The sequence below is a fragment of the Mesorhizobium sp. WSM4849 genome (assembly GCF_055811385.1).
This window is the reverse complement of the sequence record NZ_JBVVPW010000007.1, coordinates 76,483-94,466: the sequence shown is the minus strand read 5'-3', so window position 1 is coordinate 94,466 and position 17,984 is coordinate 76,483. Positions and strand designations below refer to the sequence as shown.

General features: G+C 63.5%; 15 protein-coding genes. 4 read left to right on the top strand and 11 right to left on the bottom strand.

Going from position 1 to position 17,984, the window contains the following annotated elements:
• Positions 1 to 2: 2 nt before the first annotated feature.
• Genes betB through betI form a run of 5 tightly spaced genes read right to left on the bottom strand, consistent with a single transcriptional unit; the run spans position 3 to position 6,278 of the window.
• On the bottom strand, positions 3 to 1,466 hold the full coding sequence (betB, locus tag AC0L3L_RS09550; protein ID WP_473637373.1) for a betaine-aldehyde dehydrogenase: 1,464 nt from the start codon (positions 1,464 to 1,466) through the stop codon (positions 3 to 5).
• 52 nt (positions 1,467 to 1,518) lie between these two features.
• Entirely contained in the window at positions 1,519 to 3,171 is a 1,653-nt protein-coding gene (gene betA / locus AC0L3L_RS09545) for a choline dehydrogenase (protein ID WP_473637372.1), read from the bottom strand.
• Positions 3,164 to 4,165 carry a threonine/serine dehydratase gene (locus tag AC0L3L_RS09540; protein ID WP_473637371.1) on the bottom strand — a complete coding sequence of 334 codons (1,002 nt, stop codon included), beginning with the start codon at positions 4,163 to 4,165 and terminating at the stop codon, positions 3,164 to 3,166. The genes betA and AC0L3L_RS09540 overlap by 8 nt, the downstream gene beginning before the upstream one ends.
• Complete coding sequence (gene betC / locus AC0L3L_RS09535) at positions 4,162 to 5,691, bottom strand: choline-sulfatase (protein WP_473637370.1); 1,530 nt, start codon at positions 5,689 to 5,691, stop codon at positions 4,162 to 4,164. The genes AC0L3L_RS09540 and betC overlap by 4 nt, the downstream gene beginning before the upstream one ends.
• Positions 5,688 to 6,278, bottom strand: coding sequence for a choline-binding transcriptional repressor BetI (betI, locus tag AC0L3L_RS09530; RefSeq protein WP_473637369.1), 591 nt, complete (start codon positions 6,276 to 6,278; stop codon positions 5,688 to 5,690). Before betI ends, betC begins: the two co-directional genes overlap by 4 nt.
• Positions 6,279 to 6,500: 222 nt before the next feature.
• Between betI and AC0L3L_RS09525 the strand changes: the two genes are divergently transcribed.
• Together AC0L3L_RS09525 and AC0L3L_RS09520 are read left to right on the top strand one after the other, a co-directional pair.
• Positions 6,501 to 7,667: an acetyl-CoA acetyltransferase gene (locus AC0L3L_RS09525; RefSeq protein ID WP_473529380.1), complete on the top strand. Its 1,167-nt coding sequence runs from the start codon at positions 6,501 to 6,503 to the stop codon at positions 7,665 to 7,667.
• Between the two features lie 106 nt (positions 7,668 to 7,773).
• On the top strand, positions 7,774 to 8,796 hold the full coding sequence (locus AC0L3L_RS09520) for an asparaginase (protein ID WP_473637368.1): 1,023 nt from the start codon (positions 7,774 to 7,776) through the stop codon (positions 8,794 to 8,796).
• Here AC0L3L_RS09520 and AC0L3L_RS09515 read toward each other — a convergent pair.
• Positions 8,784 to 10,160, bottom strand: coding sequence for a TIGR03808 family TAT-translocated repetitive protein (locus AC0L3L_RS09515; protein ID WP_473637367.1), 1,377 nt, complete (start codon positions 10,158 to 10,160; stop codon positions 8,784 to 8,786). The two genes, AC0L3L_RS09520 and AC0L3L_RS09515, sit on opposite strands and share 13 nt — an antisense overlap.
• Positions 10,161 to 10,279: 119 nt before the next feature.
• Here AC0L3L_RS09515 and greA point away from each other — a divergent pair, with 119 nt between their 5' ends.
• Positions 10,280 to 10,753 (top strand): transcription elongation factor GreA, encoded by a 474-nt coding sequence (gene greA, locus AC0L3L_RS09510; RefSeq protein WP_258118353.1) that lies wholly within the window; start codon positions 10,280 to 10,282, stop codon positions 10,751 to 10,753.
• Here the strand turns inward: greA and AC0L3L_RS09505 are convergent.
• From AC0L3L_RS09505 to AC0L3L_RS09490, 4 genes are read right to left on the bottom strand one after another with little or no spacing between them, the layout of a single operon-like run.
• Complete coding sequence (locus tag AC0L3L_RS09505) at positions 10,750 to 11,139, bottom strand: type II toxin-antitoxin system death-on-curing family toxin (RefSeq protein ID WP_473637366.1); 390 nt, start codon at positions 11,137 to 11,139, stop codon at positions 10,750 to 10,752. The genes greA and AC0L3L_RS09505 overlap by 4 nt on opposite strands.
• On the bottom strand, positions 11,136 to 11,381 hold the full coding sequence (locus tag AC0L3L_RS09500; protein WP_473637365.1) for an AbrB/MazE/SpoVT family DNA-binding domain-containing protein: 246 nt from the start codon (positions 11,379 to 11,381) through the stop codon (positions 11,136 to 11,138). The genes AC0L3L_RS09505 and AC0L3L_RS09500 overlap by 4 nt, the downstream gene beginning before the upstream one ends.
• Before the next feature lie 46 nt (positions 11,382 to 11,427).
• Positions 11,428 to 13,551 carry a methylmalonyl-CoA mutase gene (gene scpA / locus AC0L3L_RS09495; protein ID WP_473637364.1) on the bottom strand — a complete coding sequence of 708 codons (2,124 nt, stop codon included), beginning with the start codon at positions 13,549 to 13,551 and terminating at the stop codon, positions 11,428 to 11,430.
• Positions 13,548 to 14,987 (bottom strand): methylmalonyl-CoA mutase subunit beta, encoded by a 1,440-nt coding sequence (locus tag AC0L3L_RS09490; RefSeq protein ID WP_473637363.1) that lies wholly within the window; start codon positions 14,985 to 14,987, stop codon positions 13,548 to 13,550. The genes scpA and AC0L3L_RS09490 overlap by 4 nt, the downstream gene beginning before the upstream one ends.
• A gap of 259 nt (positions 14,988 to 15,246) precedes the next feature.
• Between AC0L3L_RS09490 and AC0L3L_RS09485 the strand changes: the two genes are divergently transcribed.
• Positions 15,247 to 16,794 (top strand): helicase HerA-like C-terminal domain-containing protein, encoded by a 1,548-nt coding sequence (locus tag AC0L3L_RS09485; protein ID WP_473637362.1) that lies wholly within the window; start codon positions 15,247 to 15,249, stop codon positions 16,792 to 16,794.
• Between the two features lie 120 nt (positions 16,795 to 16,914).
• On the opposite strand, the gene AC0L3L_RS09480 is transcribed toward AC0L3L_RS09485, so the two are convergent.
• Positions 16,915 to 17,739 (bottom strand): L,D-transpeptidase, encoded by an 825-nt coding sequence (locus AC0L3L_RS09480; protein ID WP_473637361.1) that lies wholly within the window; start codon positions 17,737 to 17,739, stop codon positions 16,915 to 16,917.
• Positions 17,740 to 17,984: the final 245 nt, after the last annotated feature.

Genomic DNA, 17,984 nt, shown 5'->3' with positions numbered 1-17,984 from the left:
CCTCAATAGGGGCTCGCCACATCCCCGGTCTCGACATAGACCGACTTCAGCTGCGAATAGAGCGCCAGCGCCGCCAGCGAATTTTCGCGGCCGATACCGGACTGCTTGAAGCCGCCGAACGGAATTTCGACCGGCGTCAGATTATAGGCGTTGATCCAGCAGGTGCCGGCCTGCAGCTCGGCGATGACGCGGTGGGCGCGGGGCAGGTCGCGCGTGAACACGCCGGCGGCAAGGCCGAATTCGGTATCGTTGGCGCGGTCGATCACCTCGTCCTCACCGTCGAATTTCAGCACGCTCATGACAGGCCCGAAAATCTCCTCGCGCGCGATGCGCATGGTGTCGGTGACGCCGGTGAAGACCGTTGGCTCGACGAAGAAGCCGCCGCCGAAACCTTGCAGCGAAGGCACCTTGCCGCCGCAGGCGAGCACAGCACCATCCTGCTTGCCGGCCTCGATATAGCCGATGACCTTTTCGTGCTGGACCTTGGAGACAAGCGGCCCCATCTGCGTTTCCTGGTCGAGCGGATCGCCGATGCGGATCTTCTTCGTCCGCTCGGTCAGGCGTTCGACGAAACGGTCGTGGATGCCCTTCTGCACGAAGACACGCGTGCCGTTGGAGCAGATCTGGCCGGTCGAATAGAAATTGCCGAGCATGGCGCCGCCGATAGCGTTTTCGAGATCGGCATCATCGAAGACGATCAGCGGCGACTTGCCGCCAAGCTCCATGGTGGCATGCTTCATCTTCGAGCCGGCGAGCGACAGCACCTTGCGGCCGGTCGGCACCGAGCCGGTCACCGAGACCTTGGCGACGACATCGTGGCCGACGAGGCCGGCGCCGACATCGCCATAGCCTTGCACGACGTTGAACAGCCCGTCGGGCAGGCCGGCCTCGGTATAGATTTCGGCCAGCGCCAGCGCCGACAGCGGCGTGTTCTCCGATGGCTTGAACACCATGGCGTTGCCCATGGCGAGTGCGGGTGCCGATTTCCAGCCGGCGATCTGGATCGGATAGTTCCACGCGCCGATGCCGACGCAGACGCCCAGCGCCTCGCGCCTTGTATAGGCAAAGGGGCCGCCGAGATCGAAGGACTCGCCATTATAGGCAGCGACCGCGCCGCCGAAATATTCGAGGCAGTCGGCTGCCGATGGCGCGTCCGCCACCAGCGTCTCCTGGATCGCCTTGCCTGTATCGAGCGTCTCGATGCGCGCCAGGTCGGCGTTGCGCGCGCGCAAGATATCGGCGGCGCGGCGCAGGATGCGTCCGCGCTCGACCGGCTTCAGCCGCGCCCAGGCCGGTTGCGCTGCACGCGCTGCTTCGATCGCGAGTTCCAGAACGTTCGGCGTCGCCGAACGCAGCATCGCGATGGTCTCGCCGGTTGCCGGATAGATGACCGGCAGCGGCGCACCCTGCTCGTCGTCGATGTAGCGTCCGTTGACATAGTGCGATGCCTTTGGCTGGGCGCGCATAGCTGTTCTCCAATCGCCTTCGCTAGAGCGGAGCAGTCCGCCGGATCATGGCCTATCTGTCCGACGCCTGCCAGCGCGGATTGATCCATGGTTCCTGGTTGGATGGCGCCAGCGGCGCGCGGCCAAGAATGTGGTCGGCGGCCTTTTCGCCGGTCATGATCGACGGCGCGTTGAGATTGCCATTGGTGACGCGCGGGAAGATCGAAGAATCGGCGACCCGCAGCCCTTCGACACCGATGACACGGCATTCCGGATCGACGACGCTCATCGGATCATCGGTGCGGCCCATCTTGCAGGTGCCGCAAGGGTGGTAGGCGCTTTCGGCGTGATCGCGAATGAAGGCATCGAGATCGTCGTCCGATTGCACGTTCGAGCCCGGCGAGATCTCCCTGCCGCGATAAGGGTCGAATGCCGACTGGCCGAAGATCTCTCGTGTCAGCCGGATGCAGTGGCGGAACTCGGTCCAGTCGTCCGGATGCGACATGTAGTTGAAGCGGATCACCGGCTTCGATCTCGGATCGGGCGAGCGCAGCATGACAGAACCGCGCGACTTCGATCGCATCGGCCCGACATGCGCCTGGAAACCATGTGCTTTCGCCGCCGCCTTGCCGTCATAGCGAACCGCGGCCGGTATGAAATGATACTGGATGTCGGGATAGTCGACACCGGCGCGCGACCGCACGAAGGCCGCCGCCTCGAAATGGTTGGTTGCGCCGAGACCCGATTTGAAAAACAGCCATTGCGCGCCGATCATCGCCTTGGAGAAGGGATTCAGCACCGAATTCAGCGTGATCGGCTGCGTCGATTCCTGCTGGATATAGAGCTCCATATGGTCCTGCAGGTTGCGGCCGACGCCGGGCCGGTCGGCGAGCACCTGAATGCCGTATTCCCTGAGATGTTCGGCCGGGCCGATGCCGGACAGCATCAGGATTTTGGGCGAATTGATCGAGGACGCGGCAACGATCACTTCACGTCGCGCCTTGACCACCTGAATCCGTTTGCGCGTTTCGATCTCGACACCGGTGGCGCGTTGATTCTCGATGATCACCCGCCGGGCGAAGCCGTTGATCAGGCTAACATTTTTCCGCCTGAGCGCCGGCCTGAGATAGGCGCTCGCCGCCGACCAGCGGCGGCCGCCGCGAATGGTCTGTTCCATCGGCCCAAAGCCTTCCTGCTTAGCGCCGTTGTAGTCGTCGGTCAGCTCGAAGCCGGCCTGACGGCCTGCCTCGACAAAGGCGCCGTAGAGTGGGTTCGTCCTTGAGCCGCGCTGCACGGTCAGCGGGCCGCCGTGGCCGCGCCAGCCATTCTCGCCGCCGTTGGCGTCCTCCATGCGCTTGAAATAGGGGAGCACGTCGGCAAACCCCCAGCCGGCCGCGCCCTGTTCGGCCCAATGGTCGAAATCGCGGGCGTGGCCGCGTACATAGACCATGCCGTTGATCGAGGACGAGCCGCCGATGACCTTGCCGCGCGGCGTCGCCAGCACGCGGCCGCCGAGATGCGGCTCCGGCTCGCTGGCAAAGCCCCAGTCATAGAGGCTCATGTTGAGCGGGATCGACAGCGCCGACGGCATCTGGATCAGCGGCCCGACGTCGCTGCCGCCAAATTCGATGACGATCACCGAATGCTTGCCGTCCTCCGAAAGCCGGTAGGCCATGGCCGAGCCGGCCGAGCCGGAGCCGATGATAACGAAATCCGCCTCAAGCATGGTTCATGTGCACCATGAAATCGGCGAGCGAGACATTGCCGCCGGTCGCCACCACGAGCACGGTCTTGCCGCGCGCATCCACCTTGCCGCCGAGCAGCGCCGCCAGCGATGCCGCGCCCGATGGTTCAAGCACCAGTTTCATCCGCTCGAAGGCGATCCGCATCGCACGGCGCACCGATTGATCGTCGACGGTGATGCCGCGAACGCCGGCCGTCTTGACCGCCGCAAACGGCGCGTTGCCAGGCTTGCGCGCCATCAGCCCGTCGCAGATCGATTTCGGCCCGATCGGCATGGTTTCGATGACGCCATGCGCCAGAGAGGCGCCCATACCGTTAAAACCTTCCGGCTCGACGCCGATGATCTCTGTCGCCGGCGACAGATAGTGGAAAGCCAGCGAAACCCCACCGATCAGCCCACCGCCGCCGACCGCGCAGAACAGCAAATCGGCGCTGGCATCCTTGGCATCGAGCTGTTCGAGTGCTTCCAGCCCCGCGCCTGCCTGGCCGGCGACGATCTCCGGATCGTCGAAGGGATGCAGCAGCGCAAGTCCCTCGGTCTCGGCGATCTCGCGTGCCTTGGCGGCGGCAACCTCCTCACGCGCGCTCTCGCCATGATCGGTCAACACCACGCGCGCGCCGTAGCCGGCCGTTGCGTCGCGCTTGGCGGCCGGCGCATCGATCGGCATGACGATCGTGACCGGAATGCCCAGCGCCTGGCCGGCGGCGGCCAGCCCTTGCGCGAAATTGCCGGAGGAGTAGGCGACGACGCCCTTGCTGGCCTCATCAGGCGACAGCCGCTTCAGCCGCCAATAGGCGCCGCGTACCTTGAAGGAGCCGGCCCATTGCAGCGATTCCGGCTTGACGAAGACGCGGGCAGCACCGGTCTCGCGGGCAAGGGCCGCCGACTCCAGCAGCGGCGTGATCTGCGTCGCCTTGGCGGTGACCGCATAGGCCTGTTTGAGGTGATCGAGGGAGGGCACAAGGGTTGTCATCATTCGCCTCGCGGATACCTTTTGCTCTCTTCGAGATTGTCGAGGTTCATGTGATTGCGCATGTAGCGCTCCGATGCCTTTTGCAGCGGCTGGAAATCCCAGGGGTAGTAGGCGCCATTGCGCAGCGCCGGATAGACGACCCAGCGGCGCGCCTGGCTTTCGCGCACGGCGGCGTCGAAGCCGGCCATGTCCCAGCGCGCCCGAACCTTGTCCATGAACGTCGCCACCAGGTCCGCATTGACCGGGTCGTCGGCCAAATTGTCTCGCTCGAGCGGATCGGCTTCGAGATCGAACAGCTGCGGCGGGTCAAGCTCGCAATGGACGAACTTGTATCTGCCGTCGCGGATCGCCACCAAGGGCGCGCAGGAGCCTTCCGCTGCATACTCCATCAACACAGGCGCGGTGCGCTGCCTGCCCTCTGTGAGCGGCAGCAGCGACTGGCCGTCGGTCCATGGCGCGATCGCCCCGATATCGATGCCGGCGAGGTCGCAAAGCGTCGGCGTGACGTCGAGATTGGAGACCGGCGCATCGATCAGCCCGGCTGGTATGCCCTTGCCGGCGATCATCAGCGGCACCCGCACCGAGCCTTCGAAGAAGCTCATCTTGAACCACAGGCCGCGTTCGCCGAGCATGTCGCCGTGGTCCGAGCAGAACAGGATGACGGTATCGTCGAGCATGCGTGTTCGGCTGAGAACGTCCAGAAGCTCGCCGAGCTTGTCGTCGACATAGGAGATGTTGGCGAAATAGCCGCGCCGCGAACGTCGCACCTGCTCAGGGGTGATCTCGAACGAGGGATAGTCGCTTGCGCGGTACAGCCGCTGCGAATGCACATCCTGCTCGTCATGCGCGATGAACCCTGTTTCTGGGTCGAGCGCCTGGCAGTTTTCGTAGAGATCCCAATACTGCTTGCGCGCGACATAGGGATCGTGCGGGTGCGACAGCGAAACGGTGAGGCACCAGGGCCGATGGTTCGCATCATCCTGTTCGCGCGAAAGCTGATAGAGTTTCTGCGTGGCCAGGAACACCACCTCGTCGTCATACTCCATCTGGTTGGTGATCTCGGCGACGCCGGCGCCGGCAACCGAGCCGAGATTATGATACCACCAGTCGATCCGCTCGCCGGGCTTACGGTAATCCGGCGTCCAGCCGAAATCGGCGGGATAGATGTCAGTGGTCAGCCGCTCCTCGAAACCGTGCAACTGGTCCGGCCCGACGAAATGCATCTTCCCGGACAGGCAGGTGTAGTAGCCGGCGGCGCGCAGATGATGAGCGAAGGTCGGGATCGACGAGACGAATTCGGCGGCGTTATCGTAGACCCCGGTGCGCCACGGCAACTGGCCGCTCATGAACGAGGCGCGGCCCGGCGCGCAGAGCGGCGAGGCGGTGTAATTGTTTTTGAAGCGCGCCGAACGAGCGGCCAGCGCCTTCAGATGCGGCGCATGCAGGAAGTCCGCCGGTCCGTCCGGGAACAATGTGCCGTTGAGCTGATCGACCATGACGATCAGGAAATTGGGTCGCTTGGACGTCACTGCGCGCTCCGGCGGCTGAATTTCGTTTCGAGGTAATCCTCGATCAGTGCGATCGCGGTCGCGGCATTGGGCACGCCGTCCTTCAGCGCGCGCCTGATGTAGAGCCCGTCGATCAGCGCCGCTGTCGCCTCGGCGACCCGGTCGGCTTCGCTTCTCGGCAGGATGCCGGTCAGCCCGCTCAACAGATTGGAATGCAGCCGTCGCGCATAGACCTTGAGCAGCCGGCGCAGTGCCGACGATTTCTGCGCCTCGACATAGAAGGCCAGCCAGGCGGCGATCGTTTCCGGCTGGAACTGGACTTCGGAGAAATTGACGGCGACCACGGCTGAAACGCGCTGGCGTGCCGTGCTGGCCGATCGAAGCGCGCGCCGCATGTCGGCGGTCAGCTCGGCCAGGATGTGCCGCATCGTCGCCAGCAAAAGTTCGTCCTTGGCGCCGAAATAGTGATGGGCAAGCGCCGAGGACACGCCGGCGCGCCCGGCGATTTCCGACATCGTCACATCAAGCGAACCGCGCTCGCCGATCGCCGAGATCGTCGCGTCGATCAGCGCCCTGCGGCGCAACGGCTCCATTCCGACTTTCGGCATTCTTGCTCCGGCCTGTTGCGACGAGATTATTTTTTATTGACGGATCAATCAACAAAAATCCAGCCTGATTTGGTGGCAAAAGTCAGGTGCCGTGACCAGATACTCAAGATCAAGCGATTGTGTGGTTCTGGCCCCTTCACGAAGTCGCTGGAACGGTCATGCTTGAACAATGCTGAGGCGCTGCGACATCGCGTAGCCCGGCCCGCAGGATGGAGATAAACCATGACAGCATGCATCGTCGGCTGGGCGCATTCGCGTTTCGGCAAGCTCGAAGGCGAGACGCTGGAGGGCCTGATCACCAAGGTGGCTAGCGAGGCGCTCGATCATGCCGGCATCGGTCCGGACGAGGTCGACGAGATCGTGCTTGGTCACTTCAATGCCGGCTTTTCCGCACAGGATTTCACCGCAAGCCTGGTCCTGCAGGCCGACGACCGGCTGCGCTTCAAGCCGGCGACCCGCGTCGAGAACGCTTGCGCCACCGGTTCGGCGGCGGTCAGGCAAGGCATCCGCGCCATCGACGCCAATGCCGCCCGCATCGTGCTGGTAGTCGGCGCCGAGCAGATGACGACGACATCAGGTCCAGAAATCGGCAAGAACCTTCTCAAGGCCTCTTATCTGCCCGAGGAGGGCGACACGCCGGCAGGCTTCGCCGGCGTTTTCGGCAAGATCGCCCAAGCCTATTTCCAGCGCTATGGCGACCAGTCGGACGCGCTGGCGATGATCGCCGCCAAGAACCACAAGAACGGCGTCGACAATCCCTATGCGCAGATGCGCAAGGATTTCGGCTATGAGTTCTGCCGGCATGAGAGCGAGAAGAACCCCTTCGTCGCTGGCCCTCTGAAACGCACCGACTGCTCGCTGGTTTCGGACGGCGCCGCCGCCCTGGTCCTTGCCGACACGGCGACTGCGTTAAAGATGCGCCGCGCCGTCGCCTTCCGCGCCAACGAGCATGTGCAGGATTTCCTGCCGATGTCGAAGCGCGATATCCTGGCGTTCGAAGGCTGCGAACAGGCCTGGAACCAGGCGCTGAAGAGGGCTGGTGTGACGCTCGATGATCTGTCCTTCGTCGAGACGCATGACTGCTTCACCATCGCCGAGCTGATCGAATATGAGGCGATGGGACTGGCGAAACCGGGCGAGGGCGCAAAACTGGCGCTGGACGGCGAGACGGCGAAGGATGGCCGGCTGCCGGTCAATCCGTCCGGCGGGCTGAAGGCCAAAGGGCACCCGATCGGCGCCACCGGCGTCTCGATGCACGTGCTGAGCGCCATGCAACTCGTCGGCGAGGCCGGCGGCATCCAGGTACCGGGAGCAAGGCTCGGCGGCATCTTCAACATGGGCGGCGCTGCGGTCGCCAACTACGTTTCCATTCTCGATCGGATCAGATAAAAGCGGCCCGCATTACAGCGCCGCGCGCCCTTCCGGGCGCGCAAAGGACGCTGTAACACTTTGATTTTACGCATGACTTTCGAGGTCATGCGTTAGCGGGGAAATCATGACGAATCCGGTTCTGGTCGAAGTTTTGCGCGGCGCCGTGGTCGAGAGCGCCCATCGTGGCGCCATTGCGGTCTTCGATGCCGATGGCAAGCCGGTCTGGGAAATCGGCGATACGGTCCGCCCTGTGTTCCCACGCTCGGCGGTCAAGGCGATTCAGGCGCTGCCGCTGGTCGAAAGCGGCGCGGCCGATGCGTATGGTTTCGGCGACCGCGAACTAGCGCTAGCCTGCGCTTCGCATTCCGGCGAGCCGGCGCATGTCGAACTGGCGCGGGCGATGCTGGCGAAGGCCGGGCTGGACGAGGTGGCGCTGGAATGCGGCGCACATTGGCCATCCGGCCACGACGCGACGCTTGCGCTTGCCAGCGCCGGCAACTTGCCAAATGCGCTGCACAACAATTGTTCTGGCAAGCATGCGGGCTTTCTCTGCACCTGCGTCCACGCCGGCATCGCCCATCGCGGCTATGTCAAATCAGGCCATGCCTCGCAGGAGATGGTGCGCGATGCGATGCAGGCGGTGACCGGTGCCGCCCATGATTTCGATCATTGCGGTACTGACGGCTGCTCGATCCCGACCTATGCCGTGCCGCTACGCAGCTTCGCGCTCGGCTTTGCCCGCATGGCGACCGGGGTCGGCTTTGAACCCGTGCGCGCCAAAGCCGCAAAGCGGCTGCTTTCCGCCTGCATGGCCGAGCCCTTTCTGGTCGCCGGCACAGGCAGGGCCGATGTTGCGCTGATGGAGGCCGCACCCGGCCGGATTTTTGTCAAGGGAGGGGCCGAAGGCGTCTATTGCGCAGCACTTCCCGAGCTTGGTCTTGGCATCGCGCTGAAATGCGATGATGGCGCTGGCCGCGCCGCTGAAGTCATGGTCGCGGCATGCATGGCCAGGCTTTTGCACGCCGACAAGGCACTGGCGGAGAAGCTGATCGACCAGGCAAATCCATCCATCCAAAGCCGGATCGGCGCCAAGGTCGGCGCACTCCGCCCCACTGCTGCACTGAGATCGGGCATTCAGCTCACATGATTGCGCTCGATGGTTAGATGCGCATAGCCGGCATTGCCTGACGAGGCGAGATCGCCGGTCACCGGCTTGGCCCAGCGGTGGCCGACGATAGCCCCGTTCTGGGCGCCGTCGATGACATTGTCGGAGACGACCGCCGTCCCGGCGCCCTCGACCACGGTGACGGCGATGCCGGTTCCGGCCTTGCGGATGATATTCGCGGTGGCGACCACATTGCGCATGAACGGCCCCCAGCCGATGTGCATGCCGTAGAGCGGCGCATTCTCGATCACGTTGCCGGAGACGGCAGTATCCGCCTCGACGCTGACACCGACGCCGAAACCGGGCGCGTCGGCAGGGTAGGGGCCGCTGGTCGAGAGGTTGCGGACGATGTTTCCCGAACACACGCCCATGCGGCCGCCTTCGTTGAAATTGACGATAGAGATGCCATTGGCGGCGCCATCGACGATGTTGTTGCTGACGATCGCCCCCTCGAAGGAGAATTCGGAATAGAGCGCCGTCTCGCCCGACCGCGAGCAGGTGTTGCCGGCGATATGCAGATTGCTGGCGCTGTTGGCGCGGATCGCCGAAAACGCACAATCCGAGACGATATTGCCCGAGATGACGACGTTGCCGGCGCGGAACGCATTGATGCCGTTGCCGTTCTGGCCGGTTCCGCCGCTACGCGCCTGAATGCGCTCGACCCGGTTGCCGCTGACGATGGTGCCGTCCTCGGCCGCTTGCCGGCGGTGCACGAGGATACCGCCATTGGCGCAGTCGGAAACGGTGTTGCCTGATATCTCCAGGCCGGCGGCTTCGACCGAATAGATGCCGGCGTCGGCCGCGCCTGATATTTCCGAGCGCTCGATGCGGCCCGAAGCATGCTCGAGCGCCAGGCCGTTCTTACCGCTGCCTGATATCCGGCAATTGTCGATGACGAGGTGAGCGACGCGGCGAAAGTCGAGCAGGCCTTGCGCGTAGTCGCCCATCCAGCGGTTGGTGCCGTCGAACACCAGTCCGGTGAATTCGATATGCTCGGCCTGTTCGGCCATGAGCAGATGGCCGTTGCCGCCATAGACGATCCGCGATGCGCCCGGCACGCCGGAAAGTCTGACGCGGCTGGGCAGTGAAAGGTTGGATACGACGTAGGTGCCCGGCGGGAGGAACACCGGCATGTCGCGGTCGTTTGCCTGGCGCAGCAGCGTGGCGAAGGCCTCGCTCTGGTCGTCAAGCGCGCCGGGCCGCACGCCGAGGTCGGCAGCGTTGATCGAGCCTCGCATCGGGGCATTGTCGATGCCGGGCACGCTGGCCGCCGCTGCCTTGCCGAGCGAGAGGCCCAGGACGGCAAAGCCGGCGGTTTGTGCGAGAAATTTTCGTCTGTTCAACATCGGCACAGATTCCCAGCGTTCGGCCGTCGCGCCGCAGGAATCGTGCCAGACCGGATCGGCCGATCCGGGTTTGCCGGCAATAGCTTGTGAAGTCGCCGCGCGAGGCATAAGCTCGACTAATGAGCAGAGCCTTCACGCGTGAAGAGGATAGCGAAAACGCCATCGCCGGCATCGGCGAGCGGCCGATCAGTCAGCATCGCAATCTGGTGACGCAACGCGGCCTGGCGCTGATCGACGCCGAACTGGCTGTCCTGCGCGATGATCTGGCCAGAGCGGAGAAGAGGGCCGACCGCGAGCGCATCGCGCTCATCTCGCGCGACCTGCGCTACTGGACCGCGCGGCGTGAAAGCGCCGAGCTTTCCGTGCCGGAACCGGGCAGCGACCTGGTTCGCTTCGGCATGGGTGTCACGCTGGAAGGCGATGACGGCAGGAAGGTGCACTGGAAGATCGTCGGCGAGGATGAGGCCGATCCGGCCAAGGGCACGATTTCCCATGTTTCACCGATGGCCCTGGCTTTGTTCGGCAAGAAGGTCGGCGAAATTGCCGTGGTGAATGGCAAGGAGTGGGAAATCGTCAAGCTCTCCGACAATTAGACCTCGATCTTGACGACATGGTCGCGGAAGAATGCCGCCGCCCCAGCCTCGTCGATCTCGCCGGCGGCGACACCCATGACGAATTCATAGATCGTGCCGTTGTCGGCCGTCAGCGTATAGCCGTTGACAATCAGGAACGCGCCGGCGGCGACGATGGCCGTGCGCTTGTTGCCGTCGACAAAGGGGTGATTTCTGGCGGTGTCGAAGATATAGGCCGCAGCCAGATCCTCGATCGATGGATCACCATAGTTCGCCTTGTTCTCGGCTCGGGCGGGCGCCGATTCAAGAGCACTCTCGTCTCTCAAACCTTGTGCGCCGCCATGCCGGCGCAGCTGCTCCGCGTGCATCGCTTCCACGGCGCGCCGGCTCAGGAATTGCCAGCTCATTCGGCGAGCTTTCGAAGCGCCACTTTGTATTTGTCCATCGCCTCGCGGGCAGCTTTCATTTGCCGCTCGAAGCTATCGTCCACCGGCTTCAGCGCAAGGCCATCACCGGTTTCAACGATTTGAAGCTGGTCGCCAGCCTTCAGGTTCAGACGATCGAGAAGCTCCCTCGGCAGGATGACGCCTTCGGAATTGCCGATCTTGCGGATGGTCGTGTTCGTGGTGTTGCACCTTGGTTGCAACACTAATTATAACGAAACCCGCCATCGTTACAACATATGTTATAACGACTCATCCAACCCGCAACAGCCGGTCCATCAGCCGGTCGGCGGCCTCGGGGATGACCGTGCCCGGCGGGAAGATCTCCGCGGCCCCCGCCTGCATCACAGCATCGTAATCCTGCGGCGGGATAACGCCGCCGGCGACGATCAATATGCCGTCGCGTCCGAGCTTCTTCAGCGCGTCCTTGAGTTCGGGAATGAGCGTCAAATGTCCCGCCGCCAGCGACGAGGCGCCGATGATATGCACGTCGTGCTCGACCGCGAGCCTGGCGATCTCGTCCGGCGTCTGGAACATCGGTCCGACGGTCACGTCGAAGCCGAGATCGGCAAAGGCCGTGGCGATGACCTTCTGGCCGCGATCGTGGCCGTCCTGCCCCATCTTGGCGACGAGAATGCGCGGCTTGCCGCCGGACTTCTCCTCGAACGCCACGATCTTGTCCTGCAGCCGGTCGACCACCGGATTGTCGCCGAGCGCCTTGCGATAGACGCCGGAGATCGTCTGGACCGAAGCGACATGGCGGCCGAAGACCTTTTCCAGAGCCAGCGAAATCTCGCCGACCGTGGCGTTGGCGCGCGCGGCGCGAATGGCGAACTCCAGCAGATTTTCGCCGCTCTCCGCAGCGCGGCTCAGCGCATTCAGTGCGCTCTCGACGGCAGCGACGTCGCGCGTGCCTTTCAGCCGTTGCAGTTTCGACAATTGACGGGCTCTGACTTCGGCGTTGTCGATCTTCAGCACGTCGACTTTGATGTCCGTCTCCGGACGATGGGCGTTGACGCCGACCAGTATCTGCTCGCCGGAATCGATCCGCGCCTGCGTGCGCGCGGCGGCCTCTTCGATGCGCAGCTTCGGTATGTTTTTTTCGGTTGCGGCGGCCATGCCGCCCAGGCTCTCGATCTCTTCGATATGGGCAAGCGCGCGCGCCGCCAGGTCATGCGTCAGCCGTTCGAGATAGGCGGAACCTCCCCATGGATCGATGATGCGGGTGGTACCGGATTCCTTTTGCAGGATGAGCTGCGTGTTGCGGGCGATACGAGCCGAATGGTCTGTCGGCAGCGCCATCGCCTCGTCGAAGGAGTTGGTGTGCAGCGATTGCGTATGACCCTGCGTCGCCGCCATCGCCTCGATCATGGTGCGGATGATGTTGTTGTAGGGGTCCTGCGCCGTCAGCGACCAGCCCGAAGTCTGGCAATGGGTGCGCAGCGACAGTGAGCGCTCGTCCTTCGGCAAGAAGTTCTTCAGCATCAGGTTCGACCACAAAAGGCGGGCTGCCCTCAGCTTGGCGACCTCCATGAAGAAGTTCATGCCGATCGCCCAGAAGAAGGAAAGGCGCGGCGCGAAACGGTCGATATCGAGACCCGCCGCGATACCGGCGCGGGCATATTCGATGCCGTCGGCGATCGTGTAGGCGAGCTCGAGGTCGGCGGTCGCACCTGCCTCTTGCATGTGATAGCCGGAGATCGAAATCGAATTGAACTTCGGCATGTGCTGCGACGTGTAGGAGAAGATGTCCGACACAATCCGCATCGAAGGCTTTGGCGGATAGATGTAGGTGTTGCGCACCATGAACTCTTTCAGGATGTCGTTCTGAATGGTTCCGGCGAGGTCCTTCTGCGCAACGCCCTGTTCTTCCGCCACCACGATGTAGAGCGCCATGATCGGCAGCACCGCGCCATTCATGGTCATCGACACTGTCATCTCGTCAAGCGGTATGCCGTCGAAGAGCTGGCGCATGTCGAAGATGGAATCGATGGCGACGCCGGCCATGCCGACATCGCCGGCGACACGCGGATGATCGCTGTCGTAGCCGCGATGCGTGGCGAGGTCGAAAGCGACCGACAGTCCCTTCTGGCCGGCTGCAAGGTTGCGCCGGTAAAAGGCATTCGACTCTTCCGCTGTCGAGAAGCCGGCATATTGCCGGATCGTCCACGGCTGCTGGACATACATGGTCGGGTAGGGGCCGCGCACGAATGGCGGCAGGCCCGGATAGGTGTCGAGATGCGGTAACCCCTGGAGGTCGCCCTGGTTGTACAGATGCTTGATGGCCAGCCCTTCCGGGGTCATCCGCTGGCCCTTGGCCTCGATCGGCGCCCGGCGCGGCGCCGACCAGCCGATCTGGCTGAAATCCGGGATCATGGCGCTGCTCCGATCGATTGATCGAGGCGGATCGGAAACAGCGGCTCGCACACCGCTACGCCCTCGGCGACGGCAGGCCGCCGCTCCGCCGCCAGCGTTTCGACCGGACGTTCGGTCTTCGACGGGTGAAGCGTCGTGCCGATGATGGCCCGATTGCCCGCCTGATGGGCAGCATTGCGGCGGGCGGCGGCCGCCTGAACCCGTTTCTGGATGTGTCCTCGCTGCAGGCTGGACAGCACGCCGCCTTCCGCCTCGATCCGCTGGAATTCTTCCCACGCCGCTTCGCAGAGTTCGGCGGTCAGCGCTTCAACCGCGCCCGAACCGCAAGCAGGGTCGGCGACATGATCGATATGGCTTTCGCTGGCCATGATCAGTTGCGTATTGCGGGCGACACGGCGGGCAAAGCCCGCCGGCAGGCCATGCGCGATCGTATGCGGCAGGATGGAGATCGAATCCGCCCCGCCGGCTGCCGCGGCAAAACCGGCGATCGCAGTACGCAGGATGTTCGTCTCCGGGTCCGCCGAAGTCATCATGCGGAAGGACGTCTCGGCATGGATGTTGGCGGTGGAGGCGGCGATCGAGCATGCCTCCTGTACACGCGCCCACAGCCTGCGCAAAGCCCTGACCTTGGCCATCGACACGAATTGATCCTGGTCGACGCTCAGCGCAAAGCCGATATGGGGCGCCGCATAGACGAGCGGCTGGCGCGCCTCCTCGAACATCCGGAGATAGGAGACCGCCGAAGCCATCATGGCGCCCAGCTCCTGCGCTTCGGTGGCGCCGGCATTGTGGAAGACGCGTCCGTCTGCCTCCAGCAGAACCCCGGGCACGCCCATCGAGAAAAAATGTGCCAGGGACTGCGGCATCGATGCCTGCAGGGCCTCGATCGACATCCGCAACCGGCCGGTTCCGGCAAAGATTGCCGCCGGATCGATACCGAAGGAAAGGTTGAGCTTTGCCGGGTCCGACCGGCGCTTGCTCAAGAACGCAACCAGCCAGTCGGCCACGGCGCGGCTCCAGGGATGCGCGTCGATGCGGACCTGGATGCGGTTGAGCGGCACGCCGTCGAGCACGGTCTCCAGCGCCTCGGCAGTCCTCGGCAGGCCGTAGCCGAACGCATTCGGCGCGCCTTCGAAGACAAGCGACAATCCGGTGGCGCCCTGTGCGACGTCTTCCAGGGCCTGGGCTTTGGCACGGCCGATATCCGGATCGTCGATACGCTGGCTGACGATCCACGGCGATCTGGGATTTGCCCGCGCGAGAGGCTCTGCGGTGACTGAACGATCATAGAGCGGCTGGATGCGGATGCCATCGTCCGTATGGGATACGAGCTTTTCTAAGGATCCGCCGGCCAAGGCTTTTTCCGCAAGGGCCAGCCACCGCTGCCGGTCAGGGTTCGGAAGTTCGGCATCGTGGTTCAAGGCACCGGCGCCCATCCGCTCTCCTCGTCTTCTCGGCCGATAGGCCTGAAACGTCAGTCTACGGTTCCCCGTCCGATATCACAATGCAACACGCGTCCTGCGACGGTGAACCGTCAACCGATTGCCAAACATGCGCAAAATCCGCAAGCTCCAAAAGCCCTATTTCGACCATGGCCATTGTCGCTGCGCAATGGCGTCATTATACCTGCGGCGAGCCCCGTTACTTTCAATAGACCAGGGCGTTCAACACTTCAGGTTTGCGGAGACCGGACACATGGCTGACGACACCAGTATTTTCATAGGAGCCAGCCGAAAGCCTGATGACAGCTACCAGCGCGCCGAAAATCTGCTGCTTCAGTATGGCAATCGTCACGGCCTGGTCACCGGTGCGACCGGTACTGGCAAGACCGTGACCTTGCAGATTCTGGCGGAAGGTTTCTCCAATGCCGGCGTGCCGGTCTTCTGCGCCGACATCAAGGGCGATCTGTCCGGTATCGCCATGATGGGCACGGCACAGGATTTTCTGGTCAAGCGCGCCGAGCAGGTCAAGCTCGATCCTTATGATTTCCAGGAATTTCCGGTCATCTTCTGGGATTTGTTCGGCGAGCAGGGCCATCCGATCCGCGCCACCGTCTCGGAAATGGGGCCGCTGCTTCTGTCGCGCCTGATGAACCTGTCCGAGGCGCAGGAAGGCATCATGAACATCGCCTTCCGCATCGCCGACGAAGAGGGCCTGTTGCTGCTGGACCTGAAGGACCTGCAAGCGCTTCTTGCCAACATCGCCGAACGCGCCGAAGAAATCGGCGCTCGCTACGGCAATGTCACAAAACCCTCGGTCGGCGCGATCCAGCGCACGCTGCTGGTCCTGGAGCAGCAGGGAGCGACGAATTTCTTCGGCGAGCCGGCGTTGCGCATCGCCGACATCATGCGTACCACCCGCGACGGGCGCGGCGCCATCAGCGTGCTGGCTGCCGACAAGCTGATGATGAATCCCAGGCTCTATGCGACATTCCTGTTGTGGCTGATGTCGGAGTTGTTCGAGGAGCTTCCCGAAGTCGGCGACCCCGACAAGCCAAAGCTGGTCTTCTTCTTCGACGAGGCGCACCTTCTGTTCGATGACGCGCCGAAGGTGCTGATCGACCGGGTCGAACAGGTGGTCCGCCTGATCCGTTCGAAGGGCGTCGGCGTTTACTTCGTCACCCAGAATCCGCTGGATATCCCCGAAACGGTTCTAGCCCAGCTCGGCAACCGCGTGCAGCACGCCCTGCGCGCCTACACGCCACGGGAGCAGAAGGCCGTGAGGACCGCCGCCGAGACGTTCAGGCCCAATCCCGATTTCGACTGTGCAACCGTGATCACGCAGCTCGGCACTGGCGAGGCGCTGGTCTCGACGCTGGAAGCCAAAGGTGTTCCGTCCATGGTCCAGCGGACCCTGGTTCGCCCGCCGTCGTCGCGACTTGGGCCGATCACGCCTGACGAGCGCCGTATGCTGATCACCGAGAGCCCGGTCGCGGGACAGTACGATCAGACCGTCGATCGCGACTCGGCTTTCGAGATGCTGCAGAAAAAAGCCAAGGATGCGCTGGACGCGGAGGCGCAGCAGCAGGAGAGCGGCCGCTCACGCTGGACCATTCCAGGCTTCGGCAATGACGATCCCGCCCACCAGCCCACCGGCAGCAGGCGAGCACCGGCGCCGCGAGCGTCAAATCGCCAGACGGTGGCGGAGGCGGCGATCAAATCGGTCGTTCGTTCGGTCGGGTCATCCGTCGGACGGGCAATCGTGCGCGGCATCCTCGGAAGCCTGGCAAGGGGGCGGCGCTGAAAGCACCGCATCGGACCCAAAGTGGGCACCGGTTTTGCGAGAATCCGACTGCTCAGGGAAAAGCATCGGACCGGAAAGTTGCGGCGCCGAAAGTCCACCGCTCCAGCGCTTTCGACCAGCTCAGAAAATCGAGTCAGAGATCGTTCTTGCCGGGCCGAGCAGGATCGATCCTTCCGGGACGCCCGCATCGATCGGAATGGCTTTGCGGTCTGCCGTGGCAACCAGCTCCTGACCGACACCGGCGGTAACGACCACCGGCGTCTTGTTGGGCACGCGGTTGTAGAGATCGATAATGTCCTGATTTATCAAGCGAACGCAGCCGGATGATACCGATTTGCCTATGGAGAACCACTCCGGCGAACCGTGCAGGCGGTAAAGCGTGTCCTCGTTGCCGTCGAACAGATACAGCGCCCGCGCGCCGAGCGGATTCGTCAGCCCGCCGGGCATGCCGCCATTCTCGGCGCTGTATTTTGCGAGCTCGGGCTGGCGGGCGATCATTTCGGCCGGCGGGGTCCATTTCGGCCACTTCTGCTTCCACTGGACGACGGCATCGCCAGACCATTCGAAACCGGCGCGACCCAGCCCGACGCCGTAGCGAATGGCTTGTCCGCCCGGTCGCACGAGATAGAGGTGGTGGCCAGCCGTATCGACGACAATGGTGCCGGGCCGTTGGCCGGTCGGATCGGGAACGATCTGACGCAGAAATTGCTCGTCGATTTTCTCGAACGGTATGCCCGGGAGCTCGAACCCACCGTCGCTGACCGGAGCGTACATTGTTGCATAGTCCAGGAGCGGCGGCTCGACGTTGGCTGGCGGCGGCGGCTCGACCGGCTGCCCTCCCACCGTGGTGCAGGCGGAAACCGCAATCGAGGCGGCGCCGAGCGCAGCGGCGTTGAGAAAGCCGCGACGGCTCAGGCAATAGGACTCGATTTCGGTTGTGAACATGGTTGCCTTTAGGTCTCAAATCGAAACAAAACATCAATACGCCGATCAGTACGGCGCCAGCCCTACCAATGCCCGGCGCGATAGGCGGTTCCGATTCTGGCCTGAGGGTGGACAAACAAAGGCAAAGCTGTGACGGTTCCGCCGCTGTTGCGCCGGGGCAACAGGGCTACAGCGCGCGACGTCCATTTGGACGCGTAAGGACGCTGTAGCACTTTTACTTTGCGCATGGTCCCTTCCAGAAATCG

What these genes read in the sequence shown, in the direction of transcription:
- AC0L3L_RS09485 (WP_473637362.1), top strand. Translation starts at nt 15,247, where the DNA reads ATGGCTGACGACACCAGTATTTTCATAGGAGCCAGCCGAAAGCCTGAT.
- AC0L3L_RS09520 (WP_473637368.1), top strand. Translation starts at nt 7,774, where the DNA reads ATGACGAATCCGGTTCTGGTCGAAGTTTTGCGCGGCGCCGTGGTCGAG.
- AC0L3L_RS09480 (WP_473637361.1), bottom strand. Translation starts at nt 17,739, where the DNA reads ATGTTCACAACCGAAATCGAGTCCTATTGCCTGAGCCGTCGCGGCTTT.
- betI (WP_473637369.1), bottom strand. Translation starts at nt 6,278, where the DNA reads ATGCCGAAAGTCGGAATGGAGCCGTTGCGCCGCAGGGCGCTGATCGAC.
- AC0L3L_RS09525 (WP_473529380.1), top strand. Translation starts at nt 6,501, where the DNA reads ATGACAGCATGCATCGTCGGCTGGGCGCATTCGCGTTTCGGCAAGCTC.
- betB (WP_473637373.1), bottom strand. Translation starts at nt 1,466, where the DNA reads ATGCGCGCCCAGCCAAAGGCATCGCACTATGTCAACGGACGCTACATC.
- AC0L3L_RS09505 (WP_473637366.1), bottom strand. Translation starts at nt 11,139, where the DNA reads ATGAGCTGGCAATTCCTGAGCCGGCGCGCCGTGGAAGCGATGCACGCG.
- AC0L3L_RS09515 (WP_473637367.1), bottom strand. Translation starts at nt 10,160, where the DNA reads ATGTTGAACAGACGAAAATTTCTCGCACAAACCGCCGGCTTTGCCGTC.
- greA (WP_258118353.1), top strand. Translation starts at nt 10,280, where the DNA reads ATGAGCAGAGCCTTCACGCGTGAAGAGGATAGCGAAAACGCCATCGCC.
- scpA (WP_473637364.1), bottom strand. Translation starts at nt 13,551, where the DNA reads ATGATCCCGGATTTCAGCCAGATCGGCTGGTCGGCGCCGCGCCGGGCG.
- AC0L3L_RS09540 (WP_473637371.1), bottom strand. Translation starts at nt 4,165, where the DNA reads ATGATGACAACCCTTGTGCCCTCCCTCGATCACCTCAAACAGGCCTAT.
- AC0L3L_RS09490 (WP_473637363.1), bottom strand. Translation starts at nt 14,987, where the DNA reads ATGGGCGCCGGTGCCTTGAACCACGATGCCGAACTTCCGAACCCTGAC.
- betA (WP_473637372.1), bottom strand. Translation starts at nt 3,171, where the DNA reads ATGCTTGAGGCGGATTTCGTTATCATCGGCTCCGGCTCGGCCGGCTCG.